This is a genomic window from Burkholderia sp. YHN3-13, from assembly GCF_055810675.1.
Genome location: NZ_JBVVNQ010000029.1, coordinates 1 through 17,662 on the forward strand (window position 1 = coordinate 1; position 17,662 = coordinate 17,662).

Below are 17,662 nucleotides of genomic sequence, written 5' to 3' on the forward strand. Positions count from 1 at the left end.
CCTCGGCGGCTGCCGTGCCGCATGCGGCCGCGGGCGCGACGGCAGCCTCGACGGCGCCGGCCGCCGGCGTGCGAAGCCGGCGCCTCGATGCCGCGTGGCTCGTCGTGCTGTACGGCGCGCCGGGCTTCGGCTACATCATCACCGCGACGTTCCTGCCGGTGATCGCGCGCGCCGCGCTGCCGGCCGGCTCGCCGTGGCCGGACCTGTTCTGGCCGATGTTCGGCGCGGCGCTGATCGTCGGCGCGATCACGGCCGCGCGGCTGCCCGGCCGCTGGGACAACCGGCTGCTGCTCGCGGCCGGCTGCGCGACGCAGGCGCTCGGCATCGTGGCCGGCATCGTGTGGCCGAACGCGGCCGGCTTCTCGGCGGGCAGCGCGTTGCTCGGCCTGCCGTTCACCGCGATCACGCTGTTCGCGATGCGCGAGGCGCGGCGGCTGCACGGCGAGCGCGCGGCCGGGCTGATGGGCTATGCGACCGCGTCGTACGGGATCGGGCAGATCCTCGGGCCGCTCGTCGCGGCGCCGCTGGCCGCGCGTTTCGGGTCGTTCACGCCGGCGTTGTGGGTCGCGGTCGCCGCGCTGCTCGCGGGCGCCGCCGGCTTCGCGGCGACCGCCGCGAGCGCGCGCCGGCAATCCTGACGCCGGCGGGGACGGATCGTCTGCGGCGCGGGCAAACTCGCTAGAATGAAGCCTTTCCCGCGCCGAGCGGGTGCGCGGGCAGCCGGGAGGCGGCCGTCCGGCGCTCGCCAGATCCTCACCGATGACCACCGCCGACTACCGCTTCTGCCCGCGCTGCGCGAGCCCGCTGACCGAGCGCGCCGATCCCGAACATGAAGGCGGCCGCATCCGCCAGGCGTGTCCCGACGACACTTGCGGCTATGTGCACTGGAACAACCCGCTGCCGGTCGTCGCCGCGATCGTCGAGCTCGACGGCCAGATCCTGCTCGCCCGCAACGCGGCGTGGCCCGAGGGGATGTTCGCGCTGATCACCGGTTTCCTCGAAAACGGCGAGACGCCCGAGGACGGCATCGCGCGCGAGGTGTTCGAGGAAACCGCGCTGAAGGCCGAGCACGTGTCGCTCGTCGGCGTGTACGAATTCATCCGCAAGAACGAGCTGATCATCGCGTACCACGTGCGGGCGTCGGGCACGGTGTCGCTGTCGCCGGAACTGCTCGAATACCGGCTCGTCGATCCGCCGCTGCTGCGTCCGTGGCGTGCCGGTACGGGCTTCGCGCTCGCCGACTGGATGCGTGCGCGCGGCCTCGATGTCGAGTTCGTCGACCGGCCGGGGCAGTGACGGGCCGGCCTGCCCGCAGGGTGTCATTCGCCGCGCCGCGCGCGATCGCGCCGCGGCGTGGCGCTTCATGCCAGCGTGCCGTGCCGCACGGCCGCCGCGCGTCGTCCTCACCGTTTCCATCGTCCTGACCGCCATCGCCATGTCCGACAAGCCGCAGCCGCGTCCGCGCGACGCCTATCGCCACTTCCTGCCGATCACGACCCGCTGGATGGACAACGACGTCTACGGGCACGTGAACAACGTCGTCTACTACAGCTACTTCGACACCGTCGTGAACGAGTACCTGATCCGCGCGGGCGTGCTCGACGTCGAGCACGGGCAGACGATCGGGCTGGTCGTCGAGACACAGTGCAACTACTTCGCGCCGCTCGTGTTTCCGCAGTCGGTCGACGCGGGGCTGCGCGTCGTGAAGCTCGGCACGTCGAGCGTGCGCTACGAGGTCGGGCTGTTCGCGCAAGGCGCTGCGTCGCCCGCCGCGCAGGGCCATTTCGTGCACGTGTACGTCGATCGCGAGACACGCCGCCCCGTGCCGCTGCCCGATGCGCTGCGCGCCGCGCTCGAGCCGCTCACGGCCTGACGGCTCGCGGTGCACGCGTTCGCGCTCCAGGCCTTCAACGGCCTCAGCTACGGCTTGCTGCTGTTCATGCTGTCGGCCGGCCTCACACTGATCTTCAGCGTGCAGGGCGTGCTGAACTTCGCGCATGCGAGCTTCTACATGCTCGGCGCGTATGTCGGCTACAGCATCGCGGCCCAGGCGGGCTTCTGGCCCGCGCTCGTGCTCGCGCCGCTCGCGGTCGGGCTGCTCGGCGCCGGCTGCGAACGCACGCTGCTGCGCCGCGTGCAGGCGCGCGGCCATACCAGTGAGCTGCTGCTGACCTTCGGTCTCGCGTACCTGATCGGCGAGGGCGCGAAACTCGCCTGGGGCCTCGCGCCGCTGCCGGCACCGGTGCCGCGGCTGTTCGACGGCGCGCCGGTGAGCGTGTTCGGCCTCGCGTTGCCGCGCTACCGGCTGTTCATGATGGCGATGTCCGCGACGATGCTGGTCGCGCTCGGTGCGCTGCTGCGCGCATCGCGCCTCGGGCTCGTCGTGCGCGCGGCGCTCACGCATCGCGCGGCCGTCGAGGCGCTCGGCTACGACGTGCCGCGCGTGATGACGGGCCTGTTCGGCGCCGGCACCGCGCTCGCGGCGCTGGCCGGCGTGATCGGCGCGCCGCTCGCGGTGATCGAACCCGCGCTGGCCGAGACCGTCGGGTCGGTCGTCTTCGCGGTCGTCGTGATCGGCGGCCTCGGCTCGCTCGGCGGCGCATTCGTCGCGTCGCTCGCGGTCGGCTTCGCGCAGACTTTCGCGGCCGCGAGCGACACGTCGCTGCGCGACCTCGCGCAATGGATCGGCATCGCGTTGCCCGACCGCGTGGCCGCGGTGTCGATCGCGCAACTCGCGCCGCTGGTGCCGTACCTGCTGCTCGTCGCGGTGCTGGTCGCACGGCCGCGCGGGCTGTTCGGCGAGCGTGCCGATGCGTAGCCGCGCGTTCGCCGGACTCGCGCGCTGGGCGCTGTTCGCCGCGTGCTTCGTGCTGCCCGCGTGGCTGTGGCCGCATGGCGCGGTGCTCGGCTATCTCGCGCAGACGGCCGCGCTCGTCGTGCTCGCGCTGTCGTACAACCTGCAGCTCGGCACGACCGGGCTGCTGTCGTTCGGGCACGCGGCGTTCGCGGGCCTCGGTGCGTTCGCCGCCGCGCACTGGTTCAACCATCTCGGCGGCCCGCTGCCGCTGCTGCCGCTCGTCGGCGGCGCGGCCGGCGCGGGTTTCGGCTGCGTCGCCGGGCTGCTCGCGACGCGTCGCTCCGGCACCGCGTTCGCGATGATCACGCTCGGGCTCGGCGAATGCGTCGCGGCGGCGGCGTGGAGCGTGCCCGCGTGGTTCGGCGGTCTCGGCGGCGTGCCGATCGATCGCGCGAGCGGCGCGCCGTGGGGCAACGGGCAATTCGGCGCACCGGCGCACGCGTATGCGGTGATCGCCGCGTGGTGCATCGTCTCGGCGTGGGCCATGCACGCGCTGACGCGCACGCCGCTCGCGCGGCTCGCGAACGCGGTGCGCGACAACCCGGCGCGCGTCGCCGCGCTCGGTACCGATCCGCGCCGCGTGCGGCTCGCCATGGTCACCTGCGCGTCGTTCTTCGCGGGCATCGCGGGCACGTTGACGCTGATCGACATCGAGATCGCGACGCCCGACAGCGTGTCGATGGCGCGCTCGGCGACCGTGCTGATCGCCGCGGTGATCGGCGGTACCGGCGCGTTCTTCGGGCCCGCGGCCGGCGCTGCGGTGCTGACCGCGCTGAGCATCGGTGTCGCGGGCGTGTCGCGCGCGTGGGCGCTGTATCTCGGCGTGCTGTTCGTCGCGATCGTCGTGGCCGCGCCGCGCGGGCTCGCGGGCATCGCGCAGGCGTTCGTGCATGCGATGCGGCGCGATGCGCCGGCGCCCGAGCGGTGGCGCATGCTGTGCGCGCTCGGCGCGTGCGTGTTCTGGGGCGTCGCGATCGTCTGCGCGGGCGAGCTCGGTTATGCGTGGCGCTTCGCGCAGGACGACGGCACGGGCCTCGCGTTCGGCGCATGGGGCATCGACGCCGATACGCCGGCCGGCTGGGCCGTCGCGTGCTCGGCGGCCGGCATCGGCACGCTGCTGTGGGGCTGGCGCGCGCGGTTCGCGCGGGCCGGCAAGCGGGAGGACGTGCGATGAACGGCAATGCGATCGCGCTGCAGGGCGTCGTGCAGCGCTTCGGCGCGCAGACCGTGCTCGACGGCGTCGAACTGAGCATCGCGGCCGGCGAGCGCCATGCGCTGATCGGGCCGAACGGCGCGGGCAAGTCGACGCTGTTCGGCGTGATTGCCGGTGCGGTACGGCCGACGCGCGGGCGTGTCGTGCTGCACGGCGTCGACCTGCGCGGGCGCGGGCCCGTCGTCGCGAGCCGCCTCGGCGTCGGCCGCAGTTTCCAGCAAACGAGCGCGTTCGCGCGGCTGACCGTGTTCGACAACCTGCGTTGCGCGGCGCTGCATGCGCCGGTCGAACGGCGGCGCTGGTGGAACCGGCTGCGCGAATCGGCGTCGATCGATCTCGCGGCCGCGCGCGTGCTGCGCGACATCGGGCTCGAGGCGCGGCGCGACACGCCGGCCGCCGAACTGAGCTACGCGGAACAGCGCGCGCTCGATCTCGGAATCGCGCTCGCGAGCGGCGCCCGCACGCTGCTGCTCGACGAGCCGACGGCCGGCATGAGCCGCGCGCAGGCGGGGCGGATGATCGCGCTGATACGCGCGACGACGCAGGGCCGCACGGTGCTGATGATCGAGCACGACATGGATGCGGTGTTCGGTTTCGCCGAACGCATCACGGTGCTCGTTCGCGGCGCGGTCGTCGCGACCGGTGCGCCCGATACGATCCGCGCCGATCCGCGCGTGCGTGCCGCGTACCTGGGCGAAGGCCGCGCATGAACGCACTGCTCGACATTCGCGGCCTGCGCGCGTGGTACGGATTGCAGCCCGTGCTCGACGGCGTCGATCTCGCGCTCGCGCCGGGCGAGACGCTCGCGCTGCTCGGCCGCAACGGCTCGGGCCGCTCGACACTCGCGAAGGCCGTGATGGGGCTCGTGCGCACGGCCGGGTCGGTGCGCATCGCGGGCGCCGAATGCGCGGGCGCGCGTACGTTCGAGATCGCACGGCGCGGCGTGGCTTACGTGGCCGAAAGCCGTGACGTGTTCCCGCTGCTGACGGTACGCGACAACCTGCGGCTCGGATTGCGCGGCGCACGCGGCCCGGCCGAACGCGCGGCGCTCGACCGCCTGTTCGACCGCTTTCCGCTGCTGGCCGCACGCGCGGACGTGAAAGCGGGGCGGCTGTCGGGCGGCGAGCAGCAGGTGCTCGCGTTGGTGCGGGCACTGGCCGGCCGCCCGCGGGTGCTGATCGTCGACGAGCCGGCCGAGGGGCTCGCGCCGCTCGCGGTCGACGAGGTCGGTGCCTGCCTCGCCGCGCTGCAGGCCGACGGCGTCGCGATCGTGCTGATCGAGCAGCGCCTGCAGTTCGCGCCGCGGCTCGCGCGGCGGGTCGCGGTGATGGGGCGGGGACAGATCGTCTACGACGGCGCGCTCGACGGTCTGGGCGGCGAGGTCGCCGACGCATGGCTGAGTGCCGGCTGACCGCGCGCGATCGATTGTTCGGCAAACGCCGCCAGTCAATTCGTGTCGGGCCGCTTTATCACTGCCGCGACGCGCCGTACATTGCCAGTCATGCCGGTCGCCGCGGCAACGCGGCATCGGCGCCCACCATCGAATGTCTTCTGACCGAGGAATGAAATCATGAGCAAGCTGGCAAACAAGGTAGCGATCGTCACGGGCGCATCGAAGGGCATCGGCGCGGCCATCGCGAAGGCACTGGCCGCGGAAGGCGCATCGGTCGTCGTCAATTACGCGAGCAGCAAGGCCGGCGCCGACGCGGTCGTGAGCGCGATCGTCGAAGCGGGCGGCCGCGCGGTCGCGGTCGGCGGCGACGTGGCGAAGGCCGCCGACGCGCAGCGCATCGTCGATACGGCGATCGACACGTACGGCCGTCTCGACGTGCTCGTCAACAATTCCGGCGTGTACGAATTCGCGCCGATCGAGGCGATCACCGAGGAACACTACCGCCGGCAGTTCGACACGAACGTGTTCGGTGTGCTGCTGACGACGCAGGCGGCCGTCAAGCATCTCGGCGAAGGCGCGAGCATCATCAACATCAGCTCGGTGGTGACCAGCATCACGCCGCCGGCGAGCGCCGTGTACAGCGGCACGAAGGGCGCGGTCGACGCGATCACCGGCGTGCTCGCGCTCGAACTCGGCCCGCGCAAGATCCGCGTGAACGCGATCAACCCGGGCATGATCGTGACCGAAGGCACGCACAGCGCGGGTATCATCGGCTCCGATCTCGAAAAGCAGGTGCTCGGCGAGACGCCGCTCGGCCGTCTCGGCGAGCCGAACGACATCGCGTCGGTCGCCGTGTTCCTCGCCTCGGACGATGCACGCTGGATGACCGGCGAGCACCTCGTCGTGAGCGGCGGGTTGAACTGATCGCGCCACGCGCGGCATCGGCCCGCACGGGCCGGCCGCGCGGTTACGCGATCATCGCCAGCGCGTTCGCGCCGACGTGCCAGCGCAGGCTCTCGACGACGAGCGCGTGGTTGCGTTCGGACTCGAGTCCGGCGATCGTCATCGCACCGACGATGCCGGCGCCGGCGACGCGTAACGGTACGCCGCCGCCGTCGAGCGCATAGTCGTCGTCCGACAGCCCCTGCGACTGCAGCGACCAGCCGGCGTGCCGGAAGCGCGCGCCGACTTCGAGCGAGCTCAGGCCGAAGCGCAGCACCGTGTTCTGCCGGCGGCGGATCGCGTCGTTGTCGCGCGCGCCGCTGCCGTCGAGCGCGCAGTAGAACAGCGGCGCCTTGCCGACGATGCCGACCGCGATCGGCAGCCCGCGGCGCGACGCGATGTTGACCGCGATTTCCCCGAGCCGGCGCGCGACGTCGGCATTGAAGCGCGGCAACGCCGTTTCGCGCGCGCCTTCGTCGAAGGGCGCGTGATCGAGGCGCGGAAAGATCGTCACCATGGCGGCTCCGTGTCGTCGCAAATGCGGATTGCGCGCGGGTATCGCACCGCGACGGGCCGCGCGCTCACCCGTCTTGCGCTCAGCGCTTCGGCGCCGCGTCGATCATCCATTCGTGCGCCGGATCGTTCTTGAACGCCCATGCGCGGCTCGGCCCGGCCATCACGTTCAGGTAGTACAGGTTGTAGCCGTGCGGCGCGACGACCGGGTGGTAACCGCGGGGCACCATCACGACGTCGTGGTTCTCGACCGCGCACGCTTCGTCGAGGCTGCGGTCGTCCGTGTACACGCGCTGGAACGCGAAACCCTGCGGCGGATCGATCCGGTGATAGTAGGTTTCCTCGAGCGACGTCTCGTCGGGCGCCGCGTCGCGATCGTGCTTGTGCGGCGGATAGCTGCTCGAATGGCTGGCCGGCGTGACGACTTCGACCACGAGCAGCCGGTCGGCCGCCGGGTTGTCGCCCATCAGGATGTCGCACACGTAGCGCGTGTTGGTGCCTTGCCCGCGCACCGAGCGGCGCATCCGTTCGCCGTCGAGGCGTTGCACGGGCTTGTCGCCGCTTGCGTAGGGCGCGGTGCACAACGCGATTTCCGCGTCGCGCGTCGCGACCAGCGTGACGGTCTTGCCGCCCGGCACGTACAGCGCGTCCGGCGACACCTCTTCGAAGACGCTGTCGCGCTTGCCGAGCGCATCGTGGGTTGCGCCGTCGACTTCGGCGCGCACCGTGCCCGTCAGCACGACGACGCACAGCTCGCGCGTGCCGGTGTCGAGCGTTTCGGTGTCGCCGGCCTTCAGGCGCAGCGCGCGAAAGCCGACATGCTTCCAGCCGGCCGACTCGGGCGTGACGTTGCAGATTTCGCGGTCGGCGGATGCCTTGACCAGCAGGGGAGAAATCGTCATGGGGTGGGGCTCCGCAATGGAAGGGGGCTCAAGCGCTCACGCACTCAACCGGTCGACGATCGCGCGCAGCGACGTGTAGCCCTTTTTCGCATACGCATAGCTCGGCGCGACGGCCGGATCCTGCTCGGCCTCGACGACGAGCCAGCCTTCGTAGCCGGCGTCCTTCAGCGTGCGCAGCGTCGCGTCGTAATCGAGCGCGCCGTCGCCCGGCACCGTGAACGTGCCGTTGATCACGCCGTTCAGGAAGCTCCAGCCGTCGTTGCGCGCCTGCGTGACGACCTGCGGCCGCACGTCCTTGCAATGCACGTGCGCGACGCGCGACACGTGCTTCTTCAGCAGCGCGACGGGGTCGGCCGCGCCGCCGAAATACGCGTGGCCGGTATCGAACAGCAGGAACACCTTCGTCGGGTCGGTCAGCGCCATCAGCCGGTCGACGTCGTCGGGCGACTCGACGTACGCGCCCATGTGGTGATGGTAGGCGAGCTTGATCCCGTACGTGTCGAGCAGGTGCGCGCCGAACGCGTCGAGGCGTGCCGCGTAGCGCCGCCAGGCGTCGTCGTCGACGAAACGCGGCCGTTTCGCGACCGGCGTGTCGATGCTGCCCTGGATCGTGCCCGCGCATTCGCCGTAGACCACGACCTTCACGTCGTTGAACTGCAGCTTCGTCAGGTGCGCGCGGCAGCGCTCGATTTCGGCCGCGACCGCCTCGGCGTCGCTCATGCCCGGTTCGACTTCCGCGAGGAAGCCCGAATACCAGCCGGACACGCACACGAGGCCGAATTCGGCGAGCTTCGCCTTCAGTTCGGGGCCCGTCTTCGGAAACTTGTTGCCGAGCTCGAAGCCCGCATAGCCGATTTCGGCGCCTTCCTTCAGCGCCGTTTCGAGCGGCGTCTCGCCGCCGAGCGACGGCAGGTCGTCGTTCATCCACGACAGGGGATTGATGCCGATGCGGACGTTCCAGCTCATGACTTGCTTCCTTGGTTCGGAGGGTGTTCTTGTCGGGTGCTTTAGCGGGCGGCGGGCGCGGTCAGCGCCGCTGCCGGGTTTTCGCGTCGAGATACGCGCGGTGCGCCGCGTCGACGCCGGCGCGTGCGGATACCTGCGGCACCGCGACTTCCCACCACGCGCCGCCGTCGTCGGTCGTGCGCCGGTGGGTGGTGTCGATCACGAGCACCTGGCTCTTCCTCGCCGCGCGGGCGCGCTTCATCTCGTGGCGCAATTCGACGATGTCGCGCACGTGCACGGCTTCGGCGCCCATCGCGCGCGCATGCATCGCGAAGTCGATCGTCGAGCGTTCGCCGCCTTCGGGCACGCAATCGTCGAGCATGTTGTTGAAGCTCGCGCCGCCGCAGTTCAGCTGCAGCCGCTCGATGCAGCCGTAGCCGCGGTTGTCGAGGATCACGACGATCAGCTTGCGGCCGAGCATCACGGACGTCGCGAGCTCCGCGTTGAGCATCATGTACGAGCCGTCGCCGACGATCACGATCACCTCGCGCTCGGGCCGGGCGAGCTTCGCGCCGAGGCCGCCCGCCACTTCGTAGCCCATGCACGAGTACGCATAGTCCATGTGATAGTTGCCCGGCACGCCGCTGCGCCACAGCTTGTGCAACTCGGCCGGCAGCGTGCCGGCCGCGCAGACGACGAGGTCGTCGCGTGCGCTGTCGCGTCCCGCGTCGGTCGCGGAGTCGCGCACCGCGCCGATCACTTCCGCGTCGTACGGCAGCGTGTCCTTCGGGATGCGCGTCGTCAGCTCGGTCACGCGCGCGTTCCACGCGGCGGCCTGGTCGCGGTTCGCGGCCGTCCACGCGGGATCGGCGTGCCAGCCGGCCAGCGCGCCTGACAGCTGGCCGAGGCCCGTGCGTGCGTCGGCGATCAGTTGCCGGCCGCGTTTCTTGCCCGCGTCGAACGGCTGCACGTTCAGGCTCAGCAGCGTCGCGTCGCCGTACAGCGCATGCGAGCCGGTCGTGAAATCCTGCAGCCGCGTGCCGACCGCGAACACGACGTCGGCCTGCGCGGCCGCGCGGTTCGCGGCGGGCGAGCCCGTCACGCCGATCGATCCGAGGTTCAGCGGGTGATCCCACGCGAGGCTGCCCTTGCCGGCCTGCGATTCGGCGACCGGCACGCCGTGCGTGTCGGCGAACGCGCGCAGCGCGTCCCACGCCTGGCTGTACAGCACGCCGCCGCCGGCCACGATCAGCGGTTTCTTCGCGGCCTTCAGCACGTCGAGGGCGTCGGCGAGTTCGAGCGCGTCGGCCGGCGGCCGGCGCATCCGGATCACCGGCGGCGCGAAGAAATCCTCGGGCCAGTCGAACGCGAAGGTCTGCACGTCTTGCGGCAGCGCGAGACAGACGGGGCCGCACTGCGCGGGATCGGTCATCACCTGGATCGCACGCGGCAGCGCGACGAGCAGTTGCTCGGGCGACGTGATGCGGTCGAAGTAGCGCGTCACGGGCCGGAAGCAGTCGTTCGCGCTGACGTCGCCCTGTTCGAAATCCTCGACCTGCTGCAGCACGGGGTCGGGCAGCCGCGACACGAACACGTCGCCGGGCAGCAGCAACAGCGGCAGCCGGCCGACGTGCGCGAGCGCGGCGGAGGTCAGCATGTTGGTCGCGCCGGGGCCGATGCTCGACGTCGCGGCCATCATCCGCTGGCGGAAATGCGCTTTCGCGAACGCGACGGCCGCGTTGGCCATCCCCTGTTCGTTGTGCGCGCGGAACGTCGGCAGCCGGTCCCGCTCGGCATGCAGCGCTTCGCCGAGCCCGGCCACGTTGCCGTGGCCGAAGATCGCGAATACGCCGCCGCAGTACGGCAGGATGTCGGTGCGGCCGTCGGGTTGGACGACTTCGGCGCGCAGGGCGGCCAGGTAGCGCACGAGCGCCTGGCTGACGGTCAGTCTCACGGTGTGGGTCATCGTCGGTCGATAGAGAGGAGTCGGGTGGTCGTCACGGGCACGGGCATCAGGCCGCGGCGGCGGTGCGCGCGGCCGCACGGCGGCCCAGCCATGCGTCGACCAGTTGCGTGAAGTTGCCGGCGACTTCGTCGATCAGCGCCTGGTCGTCGATGCGGCCCGCGAACCAGTTCAGCGACGCGTCGGCCCACAGCGTGCGCCCGACCATGAAGCCCTTGACGATCGGGTTGGTCGCCGCGCGGAAGCTGTCGACGAGGTATTGCAGCGGCTGGTTCAGCCCGAGGATCACCGCGCCGCGGCAATGCGGGTCGCGCTCGGCGATCAGCGCGGCGAGCCGCGTCCAGCCGTCCGCGCTCAGCGGCGTGAGCTTCCACCATTCGGGCTTCACGCCGAGGTTGTAGAAGCGCGCGATCGTGCGCAGCACCGCGTCGTCCTCGGTGCCGGCCGGCGTGACCGCGCGCGGCGGAATCATCTCGAGCAGCAGCTCGTTGCCGCTGGCGCGGGTGGCTTCCCACAGTTCCAGCACGCGCTGCTCCTGCTCGACGCGCAGGTCGACGTCGTCGTCGGGGTGGTAGTGGACGAGGCATTTCACGACCTGTTCGGTCGGCCAGTGCGTGAGCGACGAGCCGACCGAGCGTGTCTCGTCGAACCGCAGCGGCCGCGAGCCCGGCAGCTCGACCGGGCGGCCGACCCACCAGCCGCGCCCGGTGGCCGACGCGAGCGCGTCGCTGCCGTAGGCGCCGCCGTCGATCAGCACGCCGACGTGGCCTTCGATCCGGCGCTCGCGCTCGACCTGCTCGACCGCGCGCACGAGCAGGCGCTTCAACGTCCTGATGCGCGCTTCGTCCGCGCCGGCCTGCACCGCGAGTTCGTAGAACTGGCTGCGGTGGTCGAACGCCATCACGCACAGGTCGTCCCATTCGCGGCGCGGCACCGTCACGCGATGCAGGTGCGCGAGCGTGCGGTCGGCATCGACCGCCGGATTGCGGCTGCCGTCGAACCAGTGCGCGAGTTCGGCCGGCGTCGGCATCGCGGCCGAGCATGCGTGGCGCGACACGACGATCGCGCCGCACGCATTCGCGAGGCGCGTCGATTCGGCCCAGTCGCGGCCGCGCAGCAGCCCCGACAGCAGGCCCGACAGGAACGCGTCGCCCGCGCCGAGCACGTTGAGCACCTCGACACGTTCGCCGACGAACGTCGGCGCGGCGTCGATGCCGGCCGGAATGTCGCCTTCGATCACGCAGCAGCCGAGTGCGCCGCGCTTGACGACCAGCGTCGCGTTCGTGATCGCGCGCACGGCCCGCAGCGACCCGATCAGGTCGTGCGGCACGCCGCCCGCGATCAGGAATTCCTCCTCGGTGCCGACCAGCAGGTCGAATTCGCCGAGCACCTGCTGCAGCTGCCGCGTGACCTGCGCGTCCGGCACGTAACGGTTCTCGCCCGCGCCGCGTGCGGTCAGCCCCCACAGCACGGGCCGGTAGTCGATGTCGAGGATCCGCACGACGCCGTGGCGGCGCGCGTAGCCGAGCGCGGTCAGCGACGCCTCGCGCGTGCCCGGCGTCGACAGGTGCGTGCCGGTGATCGCCAGCGCCCGGCAGCCGGCGATGAAGTCCTCGCGGATCTCGTCGGCGCGCACGGCCATGTCCGCGCAGTTCTCGCGCACGAACAGCAGCGGGAACGTGTCGCGATCCTTCAGCCCGAGCAGCACCAGCGCGGTGAGGCGCTCGCGGTCGGTCTGCAGCTGGCTCGTGTCGCAGCCTTCGCGCTCGAGCGTCTCGCGCAGGAAGCGGCCCATCTGTTCGTCGCCGACGCGCGAAATCATCGCGGTCTTCAGCCCGAGCCGCGCGACGCCGAACGCGACGTTGCCCGACGAGCCGCCGAGATACATCTGGAAGCTGCGGGCATCTTCGAGGCGGCTGCCGTACTGCTGCGCATAGAGATCCACGGCCACGCGGCCGAGGCAGGCGAGATCGATGGGGCGGTCACTCGGAAAGTTCAGCTGGCTCATATCACGTGTCACGCTCGCGGCCGGCGGTCGACGTTGCCGGCGGATTGGGGGACCGATCCTCTGGCCGCACGCCGTGACGTGCGCTGCACGACGCGGGACTGCCTGCCGCGGGGAATCGGGCTACGGACGCAGTCTAGACTTTTTGGAAATCCAGTTCCCTAGGTGAAATCACGTAGAAATAAATTTCCAAATGTTCGAGGAAGTGATCTACAGTTCCATCCGGATGCTTCAGTCCGTATCGGACTCGGCCCGGCGGCGCGCAACGCGCCGTCTTCCGCCCCCCGGAGATGAGGAGACAGATTGATCATGAAGACCAAGCTGATGGCCGTCGCGGCCGCCGCGATCCTGGCTGCGCCGCTCGCGCATGCCGAGAAGATCGGCGTGACGATGGCGTCGTTCGACGACACGTTCCTGACCATCCTGCGCAACAGCATCGCCGATTCGGCGAAGAAGGACGGCGTGACCGTGCAGATCGAGGACGGCGGCAACGACGTCGGCAAGCAGTTGAGCCAGGTCCAGAACATGATCGCGCAGAAGGTCGACGCGATCATCGTGAACCCGGTCGATACCGACGCGACGCCGAAGATCACGAAGATGGTGACGGCCGCGAAGATCCCGCTGGTCTACGTCAACCGCAAGCCGGTCGATTTCGACAAGCTGCCGGCCGGCGTCGCGGTCGTCGCGTCCGACGAAAAGCAGTCGGGCACGCTGCAGGCGCGCCAGGTGTGCAAGCTGCTCGGCGGCAAGGGCGACATTCTCGTGCTGATGGGCGAGCTGTCCAACGAATCGGCGCGTGCCCGCACCAAGGACATCGAGGACGTGATCGCGACCAAGGACTGCGCGGGCATGAAGATCGTCGACAAGCGCGAAGGCAAGTGGAGCCGCACGCAGGGCCAGGACATCACGATGAACTGGCTGAGCTCCGGGACCAAGTTCGACGCGATCGTGTCGAACAACGACGAGATGGCGATCGGTGCGATCAACGCGCTGAAGGCCGCGCGCAAGCTGACGCCGAAGACGGTCGTCGCCGGCATCGACGCGACGCCGGACGGGCTCGCGGCGATGAAGGCCGGCGAGCTGAAGGTGTCGGTGTACCAGAACGCGATCGGGCAGGGCGCGCAGTCGGTGGCCGCCGCGCTGAAGCTTGCGAAGAAGCAGCCGGTCGACCGCTACGTGAACGTGCCGTTCGAGCTCGTGACGCCCGAGAACATGAACCAGTACGCCAAGCACTGACCGGCGGTCCGTTGAACTGCGCGGGCCCGGCATTGCCGGGTTCGCGCGCGCTTTGTCGAGGAACGTCCATGTTTACAGCCAGGGTCGCGCGCCCGATGGCCGGCGGCGATGCACCGGCCGCCTCGTCCGGCGGGTCGTCCGCCGCGCCGGCTTCTTTCGCGGCCGACTGCGTGCTCGAGGTACGCGGCGTCGGCAAGTCCTTTCCCGGCGTCGTCGCGCTCGACGGCGTGCAGTTCCGCGTGCGCCGCGGCACCGTCCACGCGCTGATGGGCGAGAACGGCGCGGGCAAGTCCACGCTGATGAAGATCATCGCGGGCGTCTACACGCCCGACCAGGGCGAAATCCTGATCAACGGCGAACCGGTCGTGCTGAACGGCCCGCTCGATGCGCTCGAGCGCGGGATCGCGATGATCCACCAGGAACTCAACCTGATGCCGTACATGACGGTCGCGGAGAACATCTGGATCCGCCGCGAACCGAAGAACCGCTTCGGCCTGATCGATCACGCCGAGCTGCGCCGCCGCACGGCCGCGCTGTTCGAACGGCTGTCGATCGACATCGATCCGGAAACCGACGTGCGCACGCTGACCGTCGCGAGCCGCCAGATGGTCGAGATCGCGAAGGCCGTGTCGTTCGACTCCGACGTGCTGATCATGGACGAGCCGACTTCCGCGCTGACCGACAAGGAAGTCACGCACCTGTTCCGGATCATTCGCCAGCTGCGCGAGCAGGGCAAGGGCATCGTCTACATCACGCACAAGATGAACGAGCTGTTCGAGATCGCCGACGAGTTCTCGGTGTTCCGCGACGGCAAGTACATCGGCACGCATGCATCGAGCGACGTCACGCGCGACGACATCATCCGCATGATGGTCGGGCGCGAGATCACGCAGATGTTCCCGAAGGAAGACGTGCCGATCGGCGACGTCGTGCTGTCGGTGAAGGATCTCTGCGTCGACGGCGTGTTCCGCGACGTGAGCTTCGAGCTGCGCGCGGGGGAAATCCTCGGCGTCGCGGGCCTCGTCGGCTCGGGGCGCTCGAACGTCGCGGAGGCGCTGTTCGGCGTCGTGCCGGCCACGTCTGGCGAGATCCGGATCGACGGCAAGCCGGTGCGGATCGCGACGCCCGCGCAGGCGATGAAGCACGGGATGGCGTTCCTCACCGAGGACCGCAAGGACAGCGGCTGCTTCCTGAATCTCGACCTGCTCGCGAACATGGAAGCGGCCGTGCTCAGCCACCGCTACGTGAAGTTCAATTTCGTGCAGCAGGCGCAACTGAAGCGCGATTGCGAGGAAATGAGCCGGATGCTGCGCGTGAAGTCGCCGGGGCTGCACGAGGCAATCCAGAACCTGTCGGGCGGCAACCAGCAGAAGGTGCTGATCGGCCGCTGGCTGCTCACGCAGCCGCGCATCCTGATCCTCGACGAACCGACGCGCGGCATCGACGTCGGCGCGAAGGCCGAGATTCACCGGCTCGTCAGCGCGCTCGCCGGCAAGGGCGTCGCGGTGCTGATGATCTCGTCGGAAATGCCGGAAGTGCTGGGGATGAGCGATCGCGTGATGGTGATGCACGAAGGGCGCATGACCGGCATCGTCGATCGCAAGGACGCCGACCAGGTCCGCATCATGGATCTCGCGTCGCGCTGAGCCGAAACAAGATTGGAGACAACTGAAATGGGCAACCTGAATCCGGTCGCGGATGCGCAGACCATCACACTCAAGTCGCGGCACACGAAGTGGCCGCCCGAGCTGAGCATCTTCCTCGTGTTGGTCGGCATCAGCCTGTTCTTCGAGATCGTCGGCTGGATCGTCGTCGGCCAGAGCTTCCTGTTCAACGCCGAGCGGCTCGAGATCATCGTGCTGCAGATGGCCGTGATCGGCATCATCGCGGTCGGCGTGAACCTCGTGATCATCACCAGCGGGATCGACCTGTCGTCGGGGTCGGTCGTCGCGGCGGCCGCCGTCGTGTCGGCGAGCCTCGCGCAGGTGTCCGACTTCCCGCGTGCGGTGTTTCCGCACCTCACCGACCTGCCGATCATCTGGCCGGTGCTGGCCGGCGTGTGCGTCGGGCTGCTGGTCGGCCTGCTGAACGGCACGCTGATCGCGATGACGGGCATCCCGCCGTTCATCGCGACGCTCGGCACGATGGTTGCCGCGCGCGGCTTCGCGAAGTGGTTCACCAACGGGATGCCGGTGTCGATGCTGACCGATCAGTTCGCGGCGATCGGCGCGGGTGCCAATCCGGTGATCATCTTTCTCGTGATCGCGGCGATCTTCCACGTCGTGCTGCGCTACACGCGCTTCGGCAAGTACACCTACGCGATCGGCGCGAACCGCCACGCGGCCGTCGTGTCGGGCATCAACGTCACGCGCCACCTGGTGTTCGTCTACGCGATCGCGGGCCTCTTGAGCGGGATCGCCGGCACCGTGACGGCCGCGCGCGCGATCTCCGGCCAGTCAGGCATGGGCGTGATGTACGAGCTCGATGCGATCGCGGCCGTCGTGATCGGCGGCACGTCGCTGTCGGGCGGCCTCGGCCGCGTGACGGGCACCGTGATCGGCGTGCTGATCCTCGGCGTGATGACGTCGGGCTTCACGTTCATCCGGATCGACGCGTATTACCAGGAGATGGTGAAGGGCGCGATCATCGTCGCGGCCGTGATCGCCGACCAGTACCGCAACAAGAAGAAGCGCCGCTGAGCGCGCGCGTGAGCCCGACATCCGCCTTCACGAAGGACGCCCGATGAAGATCGCACTCGACCCGTACATGATTCGCCACCTGCCGCTCGACCGGCTGCCGCATGCGGTAGCCGAGCTGGGTTACGACCAGATCGAGCTGTCGCCGCGCAGCGACTTTCTCGACTGGTGGGTGATGCCGCGCGCGACGCGGGCGCGCATGGCCGGGTTCCGTCAGGCGATGCGCGCGAGCGGCGTCGGGCTCGCGTCGCTGCAGCCGATGTACCGCTGGGCGAGCCCGTTCGAGGACGAGCGGCAATGGGCCGTGCGCTGCTGGCGCAAGGCGATCGAGGTGGCGGTCGAGATGGAATGCCCGCTGATGGTGTCGGAATTCGGGCGCGGCGCGTCGCCCGAGCGTTCGGTCGGCGAGCGGCCGGGCGCGAACCCGAAGGAGCTGTGCGAAGCCGCGTGGTTCCGGTCGATGGACGAGCTGCTGCCGATCCTCGAGCGCGAACGCATCGTGCTGTCGGTCGAGCCGCATCCCGAGGACTGGATCGAACAGCTGCAACCGGCGATCGACATCGTCACGAACCTCGGTTCGCCGTCGCTGAAGCTGTCGTATATCGCACCGCACACGTTCTACTACGGCGACGACATGGCCGCGATGATCGCGCAGGCCGCGCCGATCCTCGCGCACGTGCGCGTGGCCGACACGTTCGACCACCGCAAGAGCAGCCAGTTGCGCTACATCGTGAACCCGCCCGGCTCGAACCAGATCCGCGTGCACCAGCATCTCGACATCGGGCAGGGCGAGATCGACTGGGACGGGTTCTTCGGCGCGCTCGGCGCCGCCGGCTTCGACGGCGTGATGTCGTCGTGCGTGTTCGCTTGGGAAGACCGCGCGGAAGCCTCGTCGCGCTACATGCGCGACACGATCCAGCGCTACGTCGATCGCCATTTCGATCGCCGCGCGCGCTGACCGATTCCCGACCGGCGCGGCGGGGGCCGCGCCGCTGAT

General features: G+C 70.0%; 17 protein-coding genes. 12 read left to right on the top strand and 5 right to left on the bottom strand.

Annotated elements, in window-relative coordinates; genetic code table 11:
- From AC0KUR_RS35120 to AC0KUR_RS35155, 8 genes are all read left to right on the top strand, one after another.
- Positions 1–638: YbfB/YjiJ family MFS transporter (locus AC0KUR_RS35120; protein ID WP_473377195.1), on the top strand; the 638-nt coding region annotated here is incomplete at its 5' end.
- 121 nt (positions 639–759) lie between these two features.
- The gene (locus AC0KUR_RS35125; RefSeq protein ID WP_034191194.1) at positions 760–1,296 is read left to right on the top strand and encodes an NUDIX domain-containing protein; all 537 of its coding nucleotides are present in this window, start codon (positions 760–762) and stop codon (positions 1,294–1,296) included.
- A gap of 139 nt (positions 1,297–1,435) precedes the next feature.
- Positions 1,436–1,873, top strand: a complete 438-nt coding sequence (locus AC0KUR_RS35130; protein WP_034191208.1) for an acyl-CoA thioesterase — start codon at positions 1,436–1,438, stop codon at positions 1,871–1,873.
- Positions 1,874–1,882: 9 nt separating this feature from the next.
- The gene (locus tag AC0KUR_RS35135) at positions 1,883–2,818 is read left to right on the top strand and encodes a branched-chain amino acid ABC transporter permease (RefSeq protein WP_034191193.1); all 936 of its coding nucleotides are present in this window, start codon (positions 1,883–1,885) and stop codon (positions 2,816–2,818) included.
- Positions 2,811–4,031: a branched-chain amino acid ABC transporter permease gene (locus AC0KUR_RS35140; protein WP_473377196.1), complete on the top strand. Its 1,221-nt coding sequence runs from the start codon at positions 2,811–2,813 to the stop codon at positions 4,029–4,031. Before AC0KUR_RS35135 ends, AC0KUR_RS35140 begins: the two co-directional genes overlap by 8 nt.
- Positions 4,028–4,780: an ABC transporter ATP-binding protein gene (locus tag AC0KUR_RS35145; RefSeq protein WP_473377197.1), complete on the top strand. Its 753-nt coding sequence runs from the start codon at positions 4,028–4,030 to the stop codon at positions 4,778–4,780. The genes AC0KUR_RS35140 and AC0KUR_RS35145 overlap by 4 nt, the downstream gene beginning before the upstream one ends.
- The gene (locus AC0KUR_RS35150; RefSeq protein ID WP_059556993.1) at positions 4,777–5,481 is read left to right on the top strand and encodes an ABC transporter ATP-binding protein; all 705 of its coding nucleotides are present in this window, start codon (positions 4,777–4,779) and stop codon (positions 5,479–5,481) included. Before AC0KUR_RS35145 ends, AC0KUR_RS35150 begins: the two co-directional genes overlap by 4 nt.
- A 159-nt stretch (positions 5,482–5,640) precedes the next feature.
- On the top strand, positions 5,641–6,387 hold the full coding sequence (locus tag AC0KUR_RS35155) for an SDR family NAD(P)-dependent oxidoreductase (RefSeq protein WP_034191189.1): 747 nt from the start codon (positions 5,641–5,643) through the stop codon (positions 6,385–6,387).
- A gap of 43 nt (positions 6,388–6,430) precedes the next feature.
- On the opposite strand, the gene AC0KUR_RS35160 is transcribed toward AC0KUR_RS35155, so the two are convergent.
- The 5 genes from AC0KUR_RS35160 to AC0KUR_RS35180 form a co-directional block, all read right to left on the bottom strand.
- Entirely contained in the window at positions 6,431–6,922 is a 492-nt protein-coding gene (locus tag AC0KUR_RS35160; protein WP_034191188.1) for a heme-degrading domain-containing protein, read from the bottom strand.
- 79 nt (positions 6,923–7,001) lie between these two features.
- A complete protein-coding gene (gene iolB / locus AC0KUR_RS35165; protein WP_034191187.1) occupies positions 7,002–7,820 on the bottom strand; it encodes a 5-deoxy-glucuronate isomerase in 819 nt (272 codons plus the stop codon).
- A gap of 36 nt (positions 7,821–7,856) precedes the next feature.
- Positions 7,857–8,786: a myo-inosose-2 dehydratase gene (gene iolE, locus AC0KUR_RS35170; protein ID WP_069706075.1), complete on the bottom strand. Its 930-nt coding sequence runs from the start codon at positions 8,784–8,786 to the stop codon at positions 7,857–7,859.
- A 61-nt stretch (positions 8,787–8,847) separates the two neighbouring features.
- The gene (gene iolD / locus AC0KUR_RS35175) at positions 8,848–10,731 is read right to left on the bottom strand and encodes a 3D-(3,5/4)-trihydroxycyclohexane-1,2-dione acylhydrolase (decyclizing) (RefSeq protein ID WP_301740718.1); all 1,884 of its coding nucleotides are present in this window, start codon (positions 10,729–10,731) and stop codon (positions 8,848–8,850) included.
- A gap of 46 nt (positions 10,732–10,777) precedes the next feature.
- Positions 10,778–12,736, bottom strand: a complete 1,959-nt coding sequence (locus AC0KUR_RS35180) for a bifunctional 5-dehydro-2-deoxygluconokinase/5-dehydro-2-deoxyphosphogluconate aldolase (RefSeq protein WP_049034648.1) — start codon at positions 12,734–12,736, stop codon at positions 10,778–10,780.
- A 306-nt stretch (positions 12,737–13,042) separates the two neighbouring features.
- Here AC0KUR_RS35180 and AC0KUR_RS35185 point away from each other — a divergent pair, with 306 nt between their 5' ends.
- The 4 genes from AC0KUR_RS35185 (at position 13,043) to AC0KUR_RS35200 (ending at position 17,623) form a co-directional block, all read left to right on the top strand.
- Positions 13,043–13,969 carry a sugar ABC transporter substrate-binding protein gene (locus AC0KUR_RS35185; protein ID WP_034191183.1) on the top strand — a complete coding sequence of 309 codons (927 nt, stop codon included), beginning with the start codon at positions 13,043–13,045 and terminating at the stop codon, positions 13,967–13,969.
- Positions 13,970–14,037: 68 nt separating this feature from the next.
- On the top strand, positions 14,038–15,615 hold the full coding sequence (locus AC0KUR_RS35190; RefSeq protein WP_034191182.1) for a sugar ABC transporter ATP-binding protein: 1,578 nt from the start codon (positions 14,038–14,040) through the stop codon (positions 15,613–15,615).
- A gap of 27 nt (positions 15,616–15,642) precedes the next feature.
- On the top strand, positions 15,643–16,668 hold the full coding sequence (locus AC0KUR_RS35195) for an ABC transporter permease (protein ID WP_034191181.1): 1,026 nt from the start codon (positions 15,643–15,645) through the stop codon (positions 16,666–16,668).
- 43 nt (positions 16,669–16,711) lie between these two features.
- Positions 16,712–17,623 (top strand): sugar phosphate isomerase/epimerase family protein, encoded by a 912-nt coding sequence (locus AC0KUR_RS35200; protein ID WP_473377198.1) that lies wholly within the window; start codon positions 16,712–16,714, stop codon positions 17,621–17,623.
- Positions 17,624–17,662 lie beyond the last annotated feature (39 nt).